Origin of the sequence: Caballeronia sp. M1242, from assembly GCF_017220215.1 — a bacterium.
In the GTDB taxonomy this organism is placed as follows: domain Bacteria; phylum Pseudomonadota; class Gammaproteobacteria; order Burkholderiales; family Burkholderiaceae; genus Caballeronia.
This window is the reverse complement of record NZ_CP071130.1, coordinates 949,241-964,578: the sequence shown is the minus strand read 5'-3', so window position 1 is coordinate 964,578 and position 15,338 is coordinate 949,241. Positions and strand designations below refer to the sequence as shown.

Below are 15,338 nucleotides of genomic sequence, written 5' to 3'. Positions count from 1 at the left end.
GTTCCGGTTATTTAGCGACGGAACGGCCGCCCTCATCCGATGGACATGGTCCCGGCCGCCCAAAATTTCGCGGGCGATTTTCGAGACTAAGGGCTTTCACTACCAGTATTATTTGTAGCTTGTCGCCGGCAAAGCGCAATAGGCGCAACGCGAGCAATTCAGGAGGGCGCGTTCAGGACACCTGCCGGCGTGACAGCAATGCCATTCGAACGAGCAGGGCACTTTAAGACGGGTGACTCATGCAACACGATGCCGCCTTTTCGCATAGAGGCTATCTGCTGAACTGCGCGCCCGCACGGACGGCAGAAGGCACGTACCAACCTTACGTGGTGATCTCGCGATCAAGTGACGGCGAACTGGTCGCGAACCGCTTCTTTCCCGCGGACCTGCGCTTTCGCAGCGAGGACGAGGCCATCGCGCACGCGCGCGACTGGGCCGTGCGCTGGATCGACGCGAGCCACGTCACGGTGTAGCGCCCGGAGCCGCGCGATGACGAGCAAACGATTGCGCGCGATTGGTGTCGGATGTGGCCCGCGCGTGTTGCGGCACGGTCGGTCGAAACCGGGTACGCTTGGCGTTCGTCCGCCGCGCGCTTCGCGGCGGTTGTCACCATCGCTCAGGGATTGATACGCAGAACATGGCTTCGCCCAGCAGATCCGTGCCGCCCGGCACTTCGCCCGAATCATCCGGCGCCGTCACCGCTCCCGCACCGCGCGAATGGGGCTTGTCGCGCATCGTGGCGGAGTTGCGCGAGTCGCGCGAGCAACTGCATCGCACGCGCCATCCGCTCGGCATCCGCGAGCTGCCGTCGCGCGACGCCATCGTGAAGATCGTCAACGGGCTGCGCTCCGCGCTTTTTCCGACGCATTACGGCACGCCCGATCTCACCGACGAAAGCGTGGACTACTACGTCGGCCAGACGCTCGAAACCACGTTGCGCCTGCTGCACGAGCAGATTCGCCGCGCCTTGCGCTTTCTGCCGGAACATCGCGAGACGAGCGACGCCGAACTGAGCGCGAAGGCGTTCGAAACCGCGCGAGAATTCGGCGCGCAGCTGCCCGCAATCCGGGCGCTGCTCGTGTCGGACATACTGGCCGCGTTTTCGGGCGATCCGGCCGCGCAGCACATCACCGAGATTCTGCTGTGCTATCCCGGCGTGTGGGCCATGATGCATCATCGGCTCGCGCATGCGCTGCATCGTCTGGGCGTGCCGCTGCTCGCGCGCTTCATCAACGAGATCGCGCATTCGCTGACGGGCATCGACATTCACCCGGGCGCGACCATCGGCCCGAGCTTCTTCATCGATCACGGCACGGGCGTGGTGATCGGCGAGACGGCGATCATCGGCGAGCGCGTGCGCGTCTATCAGGCCGTGACGCTCGGCGCGAAGAGCTTTCCCGCCGGTGGCGACGGCATGCTCGTGAAGGGCAACGCGCGCCATCCTATCGTCGAGGACGATGTCGTGATCTACGCGGGCGCGACCATTCTCGGGCGCGTCACTATCGGCAAAGGTTCGGTGATCGGCGGCAACGTCTGGCTGACGCATAGCGTTCCGCCGGGCAGCAACGTGTCGCAAGGCAAGGTGCGCGAAGGCACGGGCGCCGATGCGCCGCGCAACGGCTTCGGCGCATGAAACGCAAAAGGGCCGCGACGCGGCCCTTTTGCGTTTTCGTTAGCCTCTTCAGGTATTCGACACGCTGAAGCCCGACTGCTGTCCGACGATGGCGAGAAACTCGCGCCGCGTGGAAGGGTCGTCGCGGAACGAGCCGAGCATGCGCGAGGTCACCATCGAGACGCCTGCCTTATGCACGCCGCGCGTGGACATGCACTGATGCGCGGCTTCCAGAATCACGCCGACGCCGAGCGGTTGCAGCACTTCTTCGAGCGTATCGGCTATCTGCGCGGTCATCTTCTCCTGAATCTGCAGGCGCTTGGCGAAAGCGTCGACGAGACGCGCGAGCTTCGAGATGCCGACGACGCGCTTGTTCGGCAGATAGGCGACGTGCGCGCGGCCGATGATCGGCACCATGTGATGCTCGCAATAGCTCTCGAAGCGAATGTCCTTGAGCACGATCATCTCGTCGTAGCCCTGCACTTCGGAAAACGTACGCGCGAGAATCTCGTGCGGGTTCTCGGCGTAGCCTGCGAAAAACTCCTCGTAGGAACGGACGACGCGCGCCGGCGTGTCGAGAAGACCCTCGCGGCGCGGATCGTCGCCGGCCCAGCGCAGGAGCACGCGCACGGCGGCTTCGGCTTCCTCGCGCGTCGGACGATCGGCTGATTCAGCGGGCATGTCCGAGCCGGTGAGATGATGGGTGTGCGGGGCGCTCATGAAAGCTCCTGTCGGTCTGTGTTCGGATATCAGCCGACATTGTTCCACGTTTTCGAATGCCCTTATGCGCGTCAGGTGTTTCAGGCTGTTACGCCCCGCATCTTTCGCCGACCATCACGCGGGCTGGTGCTCCACGCCGCCCAGCACCATCCACGACACGCCGAACATGTCCTGAACCATGCCGAAGCGTTTCGCGAAAAAGGTCTGCGTCATCGGCATCGGAACCTGCCCGCCCTTGGCGAGCGCATTGAAGTACTTCTCGGCCTGTTGCTCGTCGTTTGCCGTGAGCGAGAGTGAAACGCCCTGAAAATTCGGCTTGCCGCTGCACATGCCGTCGGACGCCATCACGGTGGAATCGCCGATGGTGAACGCGGTATGCATGATCTTGTCTTCTGAGCCGGGCGGCATGCTGCAGCCACTCGCCGCTTCCCTGCCGCCTTGCTTGCCCGCATCGGGATTGTCCCGGTAACGCATGGTCATCAGCACCTGCGCGCCCAGATGCTCGCGATAAAACGACACGGCTTCTTCGCAGCGGCCTTCGAAAAACAGATACGGTTGCACTGTCATGTCTGCTCCTTGGGTGAGGACGGTCAGGATGCTTCGTCGGGGTCCATGTCCATCATGAGCGGCACGGACGCGTGTTCGTGCACCACGCGCCAGTCGCCGTTGATCTTCCGGAAACACACGGTCGCGCGCACGATGTCGTCGCGTCCGCCCGCCGCCACACGGTTGAGCGAGTGCGCATACGCCAGCTCGCCGCTGACGGCGATACGCATGTCCACGATCTCGAACGCGAGCGGGCCGCTGATGCTGTCGAACCAGCGTTGCCAGTTCTCGCGATAACGCTCGACGCCGGTCATCGAAGCGGGCGGCACGACGTCGAACACCACGACATCGGCCGCGTAGTGCGCGACGAGCGCGGCTGCGTCTTTTGCCAGCACGGCTTGCCGCCAGGCTTCCGTCAGTTCGCGAATACGCGCTTCGTCACGCGCACGATCGTTCTCGTCGTTCATGCTGGCTCCCGTCGACGATAAATTCGACTTGTGTACAGCGTCCACAAAAAATAGCAGAGATAATGGACAGTGTCCACATACGACCGTCACCGTCGAGATAACAAGCAATCCCATGACAAAAACAAAGCCGCGAAACACTTACAGACACGGCGACCTTCGGCGCGCGCTCATCGACGCGGGCATTCAGCTCGCCCGCGAAGGCGGTCCCGACGCGATCGTCTTGCGCGAAGCAACGCGCCGTGCGGGCGTCGTGCCGAATGCGGCGTACCGGCACTTCGAGAACAGGGACGCGCTGTTGTCCGCGGTGCGCTCGGCGGCGCTGTCGTCGGTGGCCGAAGCGATGGAAGAAGAACTGGCCGCTCGCCCGAAGAAACGCCGCCGCGCCGATGCCGCCCGTGCCGGACTGCGCGCGATCGGCGCGGGCTATCTACGCTTCGCTCAGGCGGAAACGGGCTTGTTCCGCACGGCGTTCGCTGCGGCGCAGGCGGAGTGGAGAGAGCACGATGAACCGTACGGCGTGGGACCGAGCGGTCTGGACCCGTTCCAACTCTTGAGCCGCGCGCTCGACGAGATGGTGGAAGCAGGCGCGCTCGATACGCGGCGGCGGCCGGACGCGGAATATCTCGCGTGGAGCGCGGTGCACGGCTTTGCGCTGCTGCTGATCGAAGGACCGCTGCAAGGGCTGGGCGCGGAGTCGGTCGAGCCGCTTGCCGCGCGGCTCTTGTCGATGGTGGAGAACGGCTTGTGACGGGACTGCGCGAGTCATCGGGGCGCCAGCTTTTTGTCGTACAGGGAAGAGGGCGCGCAATTCACCGATAATGTCGCCTCGTCGCCGCTTGCTCCCTTAGCCGTCAACCCTTCAGCAATCAAGCTCGTCACGCGCCCGATGTTCGCCAACCTGCTCGTTCAACTCGTCAATGGCCTGGCCGATGCCTGCGCGCTCTTTCTCGTCGCCTCGGGACTCTCGCTGATCTTCGGCGTCACGCGCATCGTCAACTTCGCGCACGGCTCGCTGTACATGGTGGGCGTCTATGTCGCCTATAGCCTGACGAGCCGGTTCGGGGCGAGCGTCATGGGATTCTGGGCGTCGATTGTCGGCGCGGCGCTGATCGTCGGCGCGCTGGGCGCGATCATCGAAGTCAGCGTGCTGAGGCGCATCTATCGCGCGCCCGAGCTGTTCCATTTACTCGCGACGTTCGCGCTGGTGCTGATATTGCGCGACGCCGCGCTGTACCTATGGGGACCGGACGATCTGTTCGGACCACGCGCGCCGTATCTCGCGGGCGCCGTGCCATTGCTCGGGCATGCGCTGCCGGTCTATGACCTGGTGCTGATCGTTGCCGGTCCGCTCGTGCTCAGCGTGCTCTGGTACGCGCTCACTCGAACGCGCTGGGGCACGCTGGTGCGGGCTGCGAGTGCCGATCGCGAAATGCTCGGCGCGCTAGGCGTGAATCAGGCGTGGCTGTTCACGAGTGTCTTCTTCGCGGGCGCATGCCTCGCCGGCCTCGGCGGCGCGCTGCAGATACCGAGGATGCCGGCGAATCTTTCGCTCGATATCGACACCATCGGCAATGCGTTCGTGGTCGTCGTGGTCGGCGGCATGGGCTCGATTCCGGGCGCGTTCGTCGCGGCATTGCTGATCGCGGAGATCAAGGCACTGTGCATCGGCATCGGGCAAGTGTCGGTCTTCGGTATCGCGTTCTCGCTGTCGAAGTTCACGCTCGTCGCCGAATTCGCGTTGATGGCCGTCGTATTGGTGTTTCGTCCGTGGGGCTTGTTCGGGCGCGCACAGACCGTTGCACGAACCGGCGCGCCTGCGGACAGGCCGCTTTCTCCCGCAACGCGCCGCGTCAAACTCGGCTGGGCCATCGTGGTCTTGGTGCTCGCGCTCGCGCCTCTGGCGGCCGGCGCTTTTCCGTATCTGCCCGTATTGCTCGTCGAAATCCTGATCGCCGTTCTGTTCGCCGCGAGCCTGCATTTCATCATGGGTCCGGGCGGCATGCATTCGTTCGGACATGCGGCATATTTCGGTCTGGGCGCTTATGGCGCGGCGCTTTTTCTGAAGGCGCTGGCCTTGCCGATGGAAGCGGCACTCGCGCTCGGGCCACTCGTCGCGGGCATCGGCGCAATCGTGTTCGGATGGTTCTGCGTGCGGTTATCCGGCGTCTATCTTGCGATGCTGACGCTCGCGTTCGCGCAGATCGTGTGGTCGATCGTCTATCAGTGGGACGCGGTCACGGGCGGCAGCAACGGCCTTCTCGGCATGTGGCCGTCGCCTTGGCTGTCATCGCCCGTTGCGTTTTACTACCTCACGCTCGTTGCCGCGATAGCCGGCGTATGGCTCTTGCGACGACTGCTCTTCGCGCCGCTCGGATTCGCGATGCGCGCGGGCCGCGATTCGCCGTTGCGCGCGGAAGCCATCGGCATCGATGTCGCTCGCGTGCAATGGATCGCCTTCGTCGCGGCTGCGCTCGTATGCGGGCTCGCCGGCTCGCTATACGCATTCTCCAAAGGCAACATCTCGCCCGAAGCCATCAGCGTCGGTCGCTCCGTGGACGGTCTCGTGATGGTGCTGCTCGGCGGCATTCAGACGCTCGCGGGCCCCATCGTCGGCGCGGCGGTGTTCACGTGGTTGCAAGACACGGTGGCGCGGCAGACCGACTATTGGCAAGCGCTGCTCGGGGCCGCCATTCTCGTGCTCGTCGTGGCGTTTCCGCAAGGCATCGCAGGCTTCGTGCGTGACCGGTTCACGGAGGCGCAATGACGCTCCTGCGCATCGACAAGCTCTCCAAGTCCTTCGACGGCGTGAAGGCCGTCGACGACGTGTCGTTCTCCGTCGAAGCAGGGCAACTCCTCGCGTTGATCGGCCCTAACGGAGCCGGTAAATCGACGTGCTTCAACATGATCAACGGGCAACTCAAGCCCACGTCGGGCAGCATCCATCTGGACGGCCACGACATCACGGGAAGACGTCCGCGCGATATCTGGCGGCAGGGCGTCGGCAGGACGTTTCAGGTGGCCGCTACGTTCAATTCGATGACGGTGCTCGAAAACATGCAGATGGCGTTGCTCTCGCATGAGCGGCGCACGTTCGGCTTCTTCTCTCGCGTGGCGTCATCGAATGAAGACGACGCCATGGCCTTGCTCGATCTCGTCGGCATGACGGCGCACGCGCGGCGCAGTTGCGCGGTGCTCGCTTACGGCGACGTGAAGCGCGTGGAACTGGCGATGGCGCTATCCAACCGCCCGAAGCTGCTGCTGATGGACGAGCCCACGGCGGGCATGGCGCCCGAGGAACGCAACGCGCTGATGACGCTCACCGCGCGTCTTGCCAAAGAGCGCAACATGGGCGTGCTTTTCACCGAACACAGCATGGATGTGGTGTTCGAACATGCCGATAAGCTGGTGGTGCTGGCGCGAGGCCAGTTGATCGCGGAAGGCGACGCCGATGCGATCCGCAACGACGCCCGCGTGCGCGAGGTCTATCTGGGCACGGGGGCATCGTATGCGCCGCGCGCTGTTTCGATCGACGGAGCCGCGCGATGACACTCTTGCGTATCGATGCGCTGAATGCGTTCTATGGCCGCGCGCAGATTCTGTTCGACGTCGCGTTCGAAGTGGGGCAGGGCGAAGTCGTCGCGTTGATGGGCCGCAACGGCGCGGGCAAATCCACGACCATGAAAGCCATCATGGGCCTGCTGCCGCGCGTGACCGGCACAGTCATGTTCATGGGCGAGAACATATCGGGCATGGCGCCGTATCGCATCGCGCGTCGCGGGCTCGGTTATGTGCCGGAAGATCGCCGCATCTTCGGCGACCTGACCGTCGTGGAGAATCTGGAGACGGGCCGCCAGCCGCCGCGCGAAGGCGCGCCGCGATGGACGCCGGACACGCTCTTTCGCGTCTTTCCGAATCTCGGCGAAATGCGCGAGCGTCGCGCGAGCCGCATGAGCGGCGGCGAGCAACAGATGCTGACCGTGGCGCGCACGCTGATGGGCAATCCGCGCGTCGTGTTGCTGGACGAGCCATCGGAAGGCGTGGCGCCGGTCATCGTCGAGCAAATGGCCGATATGATTCTGCGACTGAAGCGCGAAGGGCTCGCTGTCCTGTTATCGGAGCAGAACCTGCACTTCGCCGAACTCGTCAGCGACCGCGTGGTCGTGCTGGAGAAAGGCCAGGTTCGCCATGCCGGAGCGATGCAGGCGTTCGTTCGCGACGATGCCGCTCGCCGCGCTTATCTGGGCGTTTGAGCCTGAAGCATATCGTTAGAGGAGAAGCATCGATGATTCATCAAGCAGGAAAAGTGCTGCGCGCGAGCGTGGCAGCGCTTGCGGCCGTCGCGACGTGCGCCGCACACGCGGACAGCATCAAGATCGGCGAGATCAACAGCTATAAGGCGCAACCCGCGTTTCTCATGCCCTACAGGAACGGCTGGAATCTCGCGCTCGAACAGATCAACGCGGCAGGCGGCATAAACGGCAACAAGCTCGAAGTCGTTTCACGCGACGACAACGGCAATCCCGGCGATACCGTGCGTGTCGCGCAGGAACTCGTTTCGCGGGAGCAGGTGAAGCTCCTGTTCGGCGGTTATCTGTCGAACACGGGCCTCGCGCTCGCGGACTACGCGAAGCAGCGCCACATTTTCTTCCTCGCCGCCGAGCCGCTCACCGACAAGATCGTCTGGCAGGACGGCAACAAATACACGTATCGCCTTCGGCCATCGACGTATATGCAGGTCGCGATGCTCGTCCCCGAAGCGGCGAAGCTCAAGAAGAAGCGCTGGGCGCTCGTCTATCCGAACTACGAGTACGGTCAGTCGGCCGTGGCGACATTCAAGCGCTTGCTGAAGGCCGCGCAGCCCGATGTCGAGTTCGTCGCGGAACAGGCGACGCCGCTCGGCAGTGTCGATGCAGGCGCCGTCACGCAGGCGCTGGCCGATGCGAAGCCCGACGCCATCTTCAATGTGCTCTTCAGCGCGGACCTCGGCAAGTTCGTTCGCGAGGGCAATACGCGCGGGCTCTTCAAGGATCGCGCGGTGGTGTCGCTGCTGACCGGCGAGCCCGATTATCTCGATCCGCTCGGGGCGGAAGCGCCGGTCGGCTGGATCGTCACGGGCTACCCGTGGTATGCCATCGACACCCCGGCTAACAAGCAGTTCGTCGCGGCTTATCAAGCGAAGTATCACGACTATCCGCGCCTGGGCTCGGTCGTCGGATATACGGCGATGATGTCGCTCGCCAATGGCCTCAGGAAAGCAGGCAGCACGGACGCGGACAAGCTCGCCGCCGCGTTCAAGGGCTTGCCGGTGAACACGCCGTTCGGTCCGATCGTCTATCGCAAGCAGGACAACCAATCGACGATGGGCGCTTATGTCGGCGTCACGGCGCGGAAGGACGGCAAGGGCGTGATGACGTCGTTCCGCTATATCGACGGCGCGAGCGTCCAGCCCTCGGACGAAGAAGTGCGAAAGCTGCGCCCGGCTGACTGATCACGCCTTGGGAAAGGGCTTGCTGACGAACTTCGATCCGGCAAGCCCGAAGCGCCACGGCACATCCATCGCCTTGCTGATGCCGATGCGCGGACCGGTGACGACATCGCATGCCTCGTCGGGCGGCTGAATATCGAACGGCGCTTCGAGCAGCGACGCGCCGTTATCCTTGTGCGTGATGCCGAGCGCCTGCGCGAGCCGCCCCGGCCCCGAACACAGCAGCTTGACCGGTTCGACGCCGCGCCGCTCGCGCATGACGTCGATGCCGGTCAGCGGCTCGATCGCGCGAATCAGCACGCCCGCGCCGTGGCCTGCTTCGCGGCACACGAAGTTCAGGCACCAGTGGATGCCGTACGACCGATAGACGTAAGCATGCGCGGGCGGCCCGAACATGGACGCGTTGCGCGGGGTGGGGCCGGAGAACGTGTGCGAGGCCGGATCTTCGCGGTCATAGGCTTCGGTTTCGACGATGCGCCCGCCGACGCCGTCCACGGTGAAGATGGCGCCGATCAGGCGGCGCGCGACTTCTTCCGATGCGGCGGAGAAGTCGATGGAGGGATGTTTGATTTTGGGGCTCACAGGCATCATTCTAATCAACGACGCTCACAGGAGACGCGCGATGAAAAAGTCTTGGTTCCTCAGATTCTCCAATGCGCTGTCGCAAATCACGGGCCGGGCGTCGACGTTCGTCATCGCGGTCGTGCTGGTCATCGCGTGGGCAGTCTCCGGGCCGCTCTTTCACTTCAGCGATACGTGGCAACTCGTCATCAATACCTCGACGACCATCGTCACGTTTCTGATGGTCTTTCTGATTCAGAACACGCAGAACCGCGACACGGCGGCCATGCAGATCAAGCTCGATGAACTCATACGCGCGACGGAGCGTGCGCATAATGCGTTGCTGGATCTGGAGGAGTTGGATGAGAAGCAATTGATCGCGTTTCGGAAGCGATATGAGAAGCTCGCAGAAGAGGCGCGAGGCAGCATTTCGTCTTCGAGCGACGAGATCGATTTGAACAGTGCGTCCGGGCGATCGTCAAAGCGTGAGCCGGCCGAATAGATGGGAAGTTACGACGAACGCATGACCCGTGTCTCTCCAAACCGCGTGACAAAAGTACGTAAGTCCGTGTAATCTTGACGCACTCGATTCAGCGCGCTCGAAAGTAGCGCCGCTGTGCGTCTGGCACCTGTTAATTCACTTGTTTGCGGACGCTTTCCTGCAGCTTTCAATTAGCCGCCAAAGCGCAAAGTGCCGGGGCATTTTCATTGCCTCTCGCTCAAAAAGCAAAATCTCTCTCCCTAAAGTTTCTCGCGCCGCTGCCGATAGCAGCGGCTTTTTGACTTCCTTAAACCGCGAATTGAGGCCACTTTCGCCCTCTAAAAGGCGAACTTATTTCTGGCTCGTTTGGCTACGATGTGCTTTGCCCGGTTCTCCTTTTTTGCCGGGCCCACACCTACCTCAACTCGTCCTTTAAGGAAATTCAAATGCGCAAGTTCATTAAGGCGTTCGTCCGCGACGAGCGCGGCGTGAGCGCGATGGAATACGCGATTCTGGCCGGCATCGTCGCCGTTGCACTCGGCGCTCTCGCCAGCGGCTTCTCGAGCAACATCCAGAGCTGGTTCAGCGACCTGAACTCGAAGGTCACGACGGCCAAGACCAACGCTGGCTAATGCAACGCGAGATCCGCGCGCGGCGCGGATCTTGTTCACCCTCATTCAATCGGTTTCGAAAAGTGCAGCTCGCTTCCCTTGCCATCCGCCTCGGCGTGCTATGCGCGCTCTGCGTGCTCGCGGTCATCGACGTGCGTGCGCGTCGCCTTCCGACAGGCATCGTTCTGGCGATCGGCGCGCTGTTCTTTGTCGACGCATGGATCGTCAAGATGACGCTCGATCAGATCATCTCGCATCTGACGCTCGCGGTCGTCGTGTTCGCGGTCTGCGCCGCGCTGTTCGCCGCGAAGATGCTCGGCGGCGGCGATGCGAAGCTCGCGTCGGTCATTTTCCTGTGGTCGGGCCTGAGCCTGTCGCTGCCCGCGCTCACTCTTATTTCTGTGATCGGGACTTTCGTGTCTGTGATCAGTCTTGCGACGCGCAACATGAACGCCGACCAACGCTCGGCGCCGATGCGCGCGCTGGCCATGTTTTCCGGCGCGCGCGGCGTGCCTTACGGTGTGGCGCTCGCGCTCGGCGGCGGTCTCGTGATCGTGCTGCCGGCCGCGCTGCCATTGATTCTGTCGCATTGAGGCGGCGCTCCCATGTCCAACATCATCAAGTTCGCCGTGCTGCTCGTCGGCGCTTTGCTCATCGCCATGATCGTGCGCGTGGTCGTCGCCAGCGCATCCAAGCCATCCACGTCCGTCATCACGACGGAGAAGGTGCTGGTCAGCGCCGCCGCGCTGCCTCAAGGTCTGCTTTTGCGCGATGAAGACATTACCTGGAAGTCGATGCCGACCAACGACGTCCCGGCCAACGCCATCGTCGCGGGCGCGCCGGATGCGCCGGAGCTGAAGGGCGCGCTGCTGCGTCACCCGGTGGACCAGGGCGCGGTGCTGATCGCCGACGACGTGATTCTGCCGAGCGCGCCGGGCTTTCTCGCCGCGACGCTCAAGCCCGAGATGCGCGCCGTGTCGGTCGCCGTCGACGATGTATCCGGCAACGCCGGCCTGATTCAGCCGGGCGACTACGTCGATTTGCTGCTCACGCAACAGATGGACCGCCGCACGGATTCGCCGGACATGGCGGTATCGAGCGAGACGGTGGTCGAGCACGTGCGCGTGCTGGCTGTCGGCTCCGAAATCAAGCGCCCGAAAGCGAACAGCGATGCGCCGGACACCGGCATCCGAGCGCGCACCGTGACCCTGGAAGTCACGCCGCGCATGGGCGAAGTCGTCGCCGTTGCCGCGCGGCTGGGCAGCCTCTCGCTCGCGTTGCGCTCGTTCGCGACCGCGACCCGCGATCCGGCGGCTGCCGCCGCCGCAAGCAGTACCGCCGCCGAACGTCCGCCGATCTGGGCGGGCGACATCTCGCGCGCCGTGCGTGACCTGCCGCGCAACCGAGCGCAACCGAGCGCGTCCGCAGGCAGCGTCGCGCCATCGATGCCGATGCCGCGCACCGTGACCATCTATCGCGGCTCGGAAAAGAGCGATGGCCAGAGCGTCGCGCAGGCCGGCAATGTCCCCGGCACGCCGCCGCTGCCGACTGTCCCCGTGTTGCACAACTGATCGCGTAAGCGGCCGGTGCAGCCGGCGACCAAGGAAACGAATGTCATGAAGAAGCAGTTCAACGCGAAAGCCAGGCCGGCGCTGCCGGTCGCTCGCGGCGCATTGGGCGTATCGGGTGCATTGGGCGCATTCGGCGCGCTGGCGTGCGCGGCGCTTTGCGGCGCAGCGGCCGCCCAGACCGTCGAGCCGCAATCGATGCCGATGCCGTCATCGGAGTCGCAGTCGCGGCCCGTGCCGCGCATGGTGCGCGTCGCCACGCGCGCAGGCAGTGCCGCCAACGCGCAGCGCGGCGTCGTCACGACCGACGGCTCGCAAGGCGTGCTCGCCCTCGATGCCGGCAAGGGCTCGATGCTTCATCTGCCTGAGGATGCCGTGTCGGTGTTCGTCGCCGATCCGGCCATCGCCGACGTGCAGGCGCCGTCGCCGCGCGCGTTGTTCGTGCTCGGCAAGAAAGCCGGCTCCACCACGGTGTACGCACTTGGCGCGAATAACCGCCCGATCTTCCAGCGTACCGTCGTCGTCAATCGCGACATGCTTTCGCTCCGTGCGATGTTGAAGGCGCGCTTTCCGACTATCGACGTGGACGTGAGCGGAGCGCAAGGCTCGCTCGTATTGACCGGTCAAGTGCAGAGCTCCATGGATGCCGACGCGATCGTGCAGGCCGTGTCCTCGCAGCTTGCGGACAAGGAAGTGCTCGTCAACCGCATGACGGTGGCCCGCCCCGTGCAGGTGCAACTGCGCGTGCGTATCACGGAAGTGGATCGCAACGTCACGCAGCAATGGGGTATCAACTGGCAGGCAATGGGCAATGCCGCGGGTAACTGGTACAGCGGTATCTTCAGCGGCCGCCAGATCTACAACTATAACAACCCCGTTACCGGCTCGAACGGCTCGGTGACTTACCCGGTGAACCTCCCGAGTAACAACGCGTTCTCGCTGCTGACCGGCTTTCGGACCAACAACACGGATATCCGCGCGCTGATCGACGCGCTCAATCAGGAAGGTCTTCTGACCGTGCTGGCGGAGCCGAACCTCGTCGCGCTCTCCGGACAGACGGCGAGCTTTCTCGCGGGCGGCGAGTTTCCGATTCCCGTCTCGCAGACGAACGGCGCGATCTCCGTCGAATTCAAGCAGTTCGGCGTCAAGCTCGACTTCACGCCGACCGTGCTGAACGACCGCCGCATCAGCCTGAAGGTGCGCCCGGAAGTGAGCCAGATCGATACGACGGCCAGCGTCACGACTGGCGGCGTGACCGTGCCGGGTCTGTCCGTGCGCCGCGCCGACACGACCGTGGAACTGGCGAGCGGTCAGAGCTTCGCCATCGGCGGGCTATTGCAGAGCAATACCAGCGACGTGGTTTCGCAGGTGCCCGGCATCGGCTCATTGCCGATTCTCGGCAAGCTGTTTTCGTCGACGAACTACCAGAACAACAAAACCGAGCTCGTGATCATGGTGACGCCGTACATCGTCGAGCCGACGGATCCGGCCAAGCTACGCTCGCCGATCGAATCGCTCGTGTCACCCGCAAGCGATGTGGAGTACGCGCTCGGCCGCGGATTCGGCGCCGCCGAGGGATCGCGCGCCGGGCCGGGACAGCCTCGTCTGGTCGGCGCCGCCGGCTATGTCTATTGAGATTCGCGCCATGAACCACCTTCGTCTCATTTCGCTTCTCGCCGCTTGCGCGTTCGCCGTGCCGCTCGCGGGCTGCATCAAGCCGCCCGCCAGCATGCCCGACGCGCGCGTGATCGGCTACGACGGCCACAACGCCGTGCCGCCCGACTGCGAGCAGCTTCAGCGCGCCTCGCTACTGACCGATGCTGGCGTGCGCCGCCCGGCGATGCAGTGGGGCTGCGCCACCTACACGAATCTCGCGGCGCAACTCGCGCGGCCGGAAGACGCCGTGCATCCGCAGACGCTCGGCCCGGCCGATGCCGCCGTCGCGGCAAGCGCAGTCAACCGCTACGAGAACGGCCGGGTGATTCCGCTCGACACGGCGACGTCCCGCAGCAGCAAGTAAGCGAACCGCACCGATAACAGTGACCAACGAGCGACTCCGAACGCCATGAGCACAACAGAATTCACGCTGATCAAGGGCAAGGGTTCGGTCCGCGCCGCCGACTTCATCGCCTTCGTCTCCGACCGTCAGACCGAGCAGGTCCTGAAGAGCTTCGTGCTCGAACAGGCGATGCCGCACGCGCATGTCGCGCTCGGCAATCTGGAGGACGCGATTTCGTACGTCAGCCGTCTCGAGCGTTCGCCGCAATTTCTGCTGGTGGACCTGCAAGGCTCCGTGATGCCGCTGTCCGACCTCAACCGCCTCGCCGAAGTGTGCGAGCCGTCGGTGCAGGTCATCACCATCGGCGAGCGCAACGACGTAGGCCTGTTCCGCAGTCTCCTGAAGATCGGCGTGCGCGACTATCTCGTGAAGCCGCTGACGGTGGAACTGCTCAAGCGCACCATCAACGTGGCCGAGGGCAAGGTGAGCCCGGTGTCGCTGGCGCGCGCCGGCAAGACCATCGCGTTCGCGGGCACGCGCGGCGGCGTGGGCGTGACGACGGTCGCGCTCAATCTCGCGCGATATTTGGCTGAAGACACGCATCGCCGGGTTGCGTTCGTCGATCTGAACCTGACGGGCGGCGCGGCCAACAGCATGCTCGGCGCGCAGACCAACGGCGGCCTCGTGGACGTCCTGCAGAACGCGCACCGGCTCGATCCGCAATACGTGGAACGCACGCTCGTCGCGAACGGCGGCCGCCTGTTCCTGCTGACCGCCGATCTCGAATACGGCACGCAGCGCGCGCATCCGCCGGGCGCGCTCAAGCGCGTCATCGAACTGCTGTGCGACAGCTTCCACTACGTGATCATCGATGTCGGCAATCCGGGCGATTCGCTCGCCCAGGATGCGTTCGATCAGGCGTCGCGCGTCTATCTCGTCACGGATCGTTCCGTGCACGCGACGCGCGAGACGATTCGCCTGCTGCGTTTCATCGAAGACCGCGACAACAATCCGCCGACTTCCCTTCTCCTCAACAACCCGAATGCGGCGACCGCGGGCAAGGTGCAGGTGACCGATTTCATGCAGGCAGTCGGCCGCACGGTGCTGCACGAGATCCAGTTCGAAAACAAGGCGCTCGCGACTGCCGAGAACCTGGGCGAAGCGCCCAAGGAGAAGGCCGCGAACGGCTTCAATCAGGCCATCGTGCGCATTGCCAGCGACCTCACCGGGCAGCAGACGACGGTCGAACGCTCGCTGCTGCAAAAGTTCAGACTGAGGAGAAGCTGAA

The 15,338-nt window shown here is 64.1% G+C and carries 18 protein-coding genes; 14 read left to right on the top strand and 4 right to left on the bottom strand.

What is annotated here, in order from left to right; genetic code table 11:
• Positions 1 to 239: 239 nt before the first annotated feature.
• Both JYK05_RS17955 and epsC read left to right on the top strand, forming a co-directional pair.
• Positions 240 to 473: a hypothetical protein gene (locus JYK05_RS17955; protein WP_175942044.1), complete on the top strand. Its 234-nt coding sequence runs from the start codon at positions 240 to 242 to the stop codon at positions 471 to 473.
• Between the two features lie 164 nt (positions 474 to 637).
• Complete coding sequence (epsC, locus tag JYK05_RS17950) at positions 638 to 1,633, top strand: serine O-acetyltransferase EpsC (protein ID WP_241269940.1); 996 nt, start codon at positions 638 to 640, stop codon at positions 1,631 to 1,633.
• Between the two features lie 48 nt (positions 1,634 to 1,681).
• On the opposite strand, the gene folE is transcribed toward epsC, so the two are convergent.
• From folE to JYK05_RS17935, 3 genes are all read right to left on the bottom strand, one after another.
• Positions 1,682 to 2,332: a GTP cyclohydrolase I FolE gene (folE, locus tag JYK05_RS17945; RefSeq protein ID WP_206468616.1), complete on the bottom strand. Its 651-nt coding sequence runs from the start codon at positions 2,330 to 2,332 to the stop codon at positions 1,682 to 1,684.
• A gap of 114 nt (positions 2,333 to 2,446) precedes the next feature.
• Complete coding sequence (locus tag JYK05_RS17940) at positions 2,447 to 2,899, bottom strand: VOC family protein (protein ID WP_206468615.1); 453 nt, start codon at positions 2,897 to 2,899, stop codon at positions 2,447 to 2,449.
• 23 nt (positions 2,900 to 2,922) lie between these two features.
• Positions 2,923 to 3,345, bottom strand: coding sequence for a nuclear transport factor 2 family protein (locus JYK05_RS17935; protein WP_206468614.1), 423 nt, complete (start codon positions 3,343 to 3,345; stop codon positions 2,923 to 2,925).
• A 112-nt stretch (positions 3,346 to 3,457) separates the two neighbouring features.
• On the opposite strand from JYK05_RS17935, the gene JYK05_RS17930 reads away from it, so the two are divergent.
• The 5 genes from JYK05_RS17930 to JYK05_RS17910 all read left to right on the top strand — a co-directional run bounded on the left by JYK05_RS17930 (position 3,458) and on the right by JYK05_RS17910 (position 8,833).
• Complete coding sequence (locus tag JYK05_RS17930; protein ID WP_206468613.1) at positions 3,458 to 4,093, top strand: TetR/AcrR family transcriptional regulator; 636 nt, start codon at positions 3,458 to 3,460, stop codon at positions 4,091 to 4,093.
• Positions 4,094 to 4,231: 138 nt separating this feature from the next.
• On the top strand, positions 4,232 to 6,109 hold the full coding sequence (locus JYK05_RS17925) for an ABC transporter permease (protein WP_206468612.1): 1,878 nt from the start codon (positions 4,232 to 4,234) through the stop codon (positions 6,107 to 6,109).
• Positions 6,106 to 6,891, top strand: coding sequence for an ABC transporter ATP-binding protein (locus tag JYK05_RS17920; protein ID WP_206468610.1), 786 nt, complete (start codon positions 6,106 to 6,108; stop codon positions 6,889 to 6,891). Before JYK05_RS17925 ends, JYK05_RS17920 begins: the two co-directional genes overlap by 4 nt.
• On the top strand, positions 6,888 to 7,595 hold the full coding sequence (locus JYK05_RS17915) for an ABC transporter ATP-binding protein (RefSeq protein ID WP_206468608.1): 708 nt from the start codon (positions 6,888 to 6,890) through the stop codon (positions 7,593 to 7,595). Before JYK05_RS17920 ends, JYK05_RS17915 begins: the two co-directional genes overlap by 4 nt.
• A gap of 32 nt (positions 7,596 to 7,627) precedes the next feature.
• Positions 7,628 to 8,833 (top strand): ABC transporter substrate-binding protein, encoded by a 1,206-nt coding sequence (locus JYK05_RS17910; protein ID WP_206468606.1) that lies wholly within the window; start codon positions 7,628 to 7,630, stop codon positions 8,831 to 8,833.
• On the opposite strand, the gene JYK05_RS17905 is transcribed toward JYK05_RS17910, so the two are convergent.
• The gene (locus JYK05_RS17905) at positions 8,834 to 9,418 is read right to left on the bottom strand and encodes a DNA-3-methyladenine glycosylase (protein WP_206469644.1); all 585 of its coding nucleotides are present in this window, start codon (positions 9,416 to 9,418) and stop codon (positions 8,834 to 8,836) included.
• Between the two features lie 34 nt (positions 9,419 to 9,452).
• Here JYK05_RS17905 and JYK05_RS17900 point away from each other — a divergent pair, with 34 nt between their 5' ends.
• From JYK05_RS17900 to JYK05_RS17870, 7 genes are all read left to right on the top strand, one after another.
• Complete coding sequence (locus JYK05_RS17900; RefSeq protein ID WP_206468604.1) at positions 9,453 to 9,893, top strand: low affinity iron permease family protein; 441 nt, start codon at positions 9,453 to 9,455, stop codon at positions 9,891 to 9,893.
• 425 nt (positions 9,894 to 10,318) lie between these two features.
• Positions 10,319 to 10,504 (top strand): Flp family type IVb pilin, encoded by a 186-nt coding sequence (locus JYK05_RS17895; RefSeq protein ID WP_206468602.1) that lies wholly within the window; start codon positions 10,319 to 10,321, stop codon positions 10,502 to 10,504.
• Positions 10,505 to 10,566: 62 nt separating this feature from the next.
• Complete coding sequence (locus tag JYK05_RS17890; protein WP_175942458.1) at positions 10,567 to 11,076, top strand: prepilin peptidase; 510 nt, start codon at positions 10,567 to 10,569, stop codon at positions 11,074 to 11,076.
• A 12-nt stretch (positions 11,077 to 11,088) separates the two neighbouring features.
• Entirely contained in the window at positions 11,089 to 12,054 is a 966-nt protein-coding gene (gene cpaB / locus JYK05_RS17885) for a Flp pilus assembly protein CpaB (RefSeq protein ID WP_206468600.1), read from the top strand.
• A gap of 231 nt (positions 12,055 to 12,285) precedes the next feature.
• On the top strand, positions 12,286 to 13,686 hold the full coding sequence (locus JYK05_RS17880) for a type II and III secretion system protein family protein (RefSeq protein ID WP_371826456.1): 1,401 nt from the start codon (positions 12,286 to 12,288) through the stop codon (positions 13,684 to 13,686).
• Between the two features lie 10 nt (positions 13,687 to 13,696).
• A complete protein-coding gene (locus JYK05_RS17875) occupies positions 13,697 to 14,071 on the top strand; it encodes a CpaD family pilus assembly lipoprotein (RefSeq protein WP_206468598.1) in 375 nt (124 codons plus the stop codon).
• Between the two features lie 45 nt (positions 14,072 to 14,116).
• Entirely contained in the window at positions 14,117 to 15,337 is a 1,221-nt protein-coding gene (locus JYK05_RS17870) for an AAA family ATPase (RefSeq protein ID WP_175942030.1), read from the top strand.
• The last annotated feature ends 1 nt before the right edge of the window (position 15,338 follow it).

What these genes read in the sequence shown, in the direction of transcription:
- JYK05_RS17870 (WP_175942030.1), top strand. Translation starts at nt 14,117, where the DNA reads ATGAGCACAACAGAATTCACGCTGATCAAGGGCAAGGGTTCGGTCCGC.
- JYK05_RS17875 (WP_206468598.1), top strand. Translation starts at nt 13,697, where the DNA reads ATGAACCACCTTCGTCTCATTTCGCTTCTCGCCGCTTGCGCGTTCGCC.
- JYK05_RS17895 (WP_206468602.1), top strand. Translation starts at nt 10,319, where the DNA reads ATGCGCAAGTTCATTAAGGCGTTCGTCCGCGACGAGCGCGGCGTGAGC.
- epsC (WP_241269940.1), top strand. Translation starts at nt 638, where the DNA reads ATGGCTTCGCCCAGCAGATCCGTGCCGCCCGGCACTTCGCCCGAATCA.
- folE (WP_206468616.1), bottom strand. Translation starts at nt 2,332, where the DNA reads ATGAGCGCCCCGCACACCCATCATCTCACCGGCTCGGACATGCCCGCT.
- cpaB (WP_206468600.1), top strand. Translation starts at nt 11,089, where the DNA reads ATGTCCAACATCATCAAGTTCGCCGTGCTGCTCGTCGGCGCTTTGCTC.
- JYK05_RS17910 (WP_206468606.1), top strand. Translation starts at nt 7,628, where the DNA reads ATGATTCATCAAGCAGGAAAAGTGCTGCGCGCGAGCGTGGCAGCGCTT.
- JYK05_RS17915 (WP_206468608.1), top strand. Translation starts at nt 6,888, where the DNA reads ATGACACTCTTGCGTATCGATGCGCTGAATGCGTTCTATGGCCGCGCG.
- JYK05_RS17955 (WP_175942044.1), top strand. Translation starts at nt 240, where the DNA reads ATGCAACACGATGCCGCCTTTTCGCATAGAGGCTATCTGCTGAACTGC.
- JYK05_RS17930 (WP_206468613.1), top strand. Translation starts at nt 3,458, where the DNA reads ATGACAAAAACAAAGCCGCGAAACACTTACAGACACGGCGACCTTCGG.
- JYK05_RS17900 (WP_206468604.1), top strand. Translation starts at nt 9,453, where the DNA reads ATGAAAAAGTCTTGGTTCCTCAGATTCTCCAATGCGCTGTCGCAAATC.
- JYK05_RS17935 (WP_206468614.1), bottom strand. Translation starts at nt 3,345, where the DNA reads ATGAACGACGAGAACGATCGTGCGCGTGACGAAGCGCGTATTCGCGAA.
- JYK05_RS17940 (WP_206468615.1), bottom strand. Translation starts at nt 2,899, where the DNA reads ATGACAGTGCAACCGTATCTGTTTTTCGAAGGCCGCTGCGAAGAAGCC.
- JYK05_RS17905 (WP_206469644.1), bottom strand. Translation starts at nt 9,418, where the DNA reads ATGCCTGTGAGCCCCAAAATCAAACATCCCTCCATCGACTTCTCCGCC.
- JYK05_RS17925 (WP_206468612.1), top strand. Translation starts at nt 4,232, where the DNA reads ATGTTCGCCAACCTGCTCGTTCAACTCGTCAATGGCCTGGCCGATGCC.
- JYK05_RS17920 (WP_206468610.1), top strand. Translation starts at nt 6,106, where the DNA reads ATGACGCTCCTGCGCATCGACAAGCTCTCCAAGTCCTTCGACGGCGTG.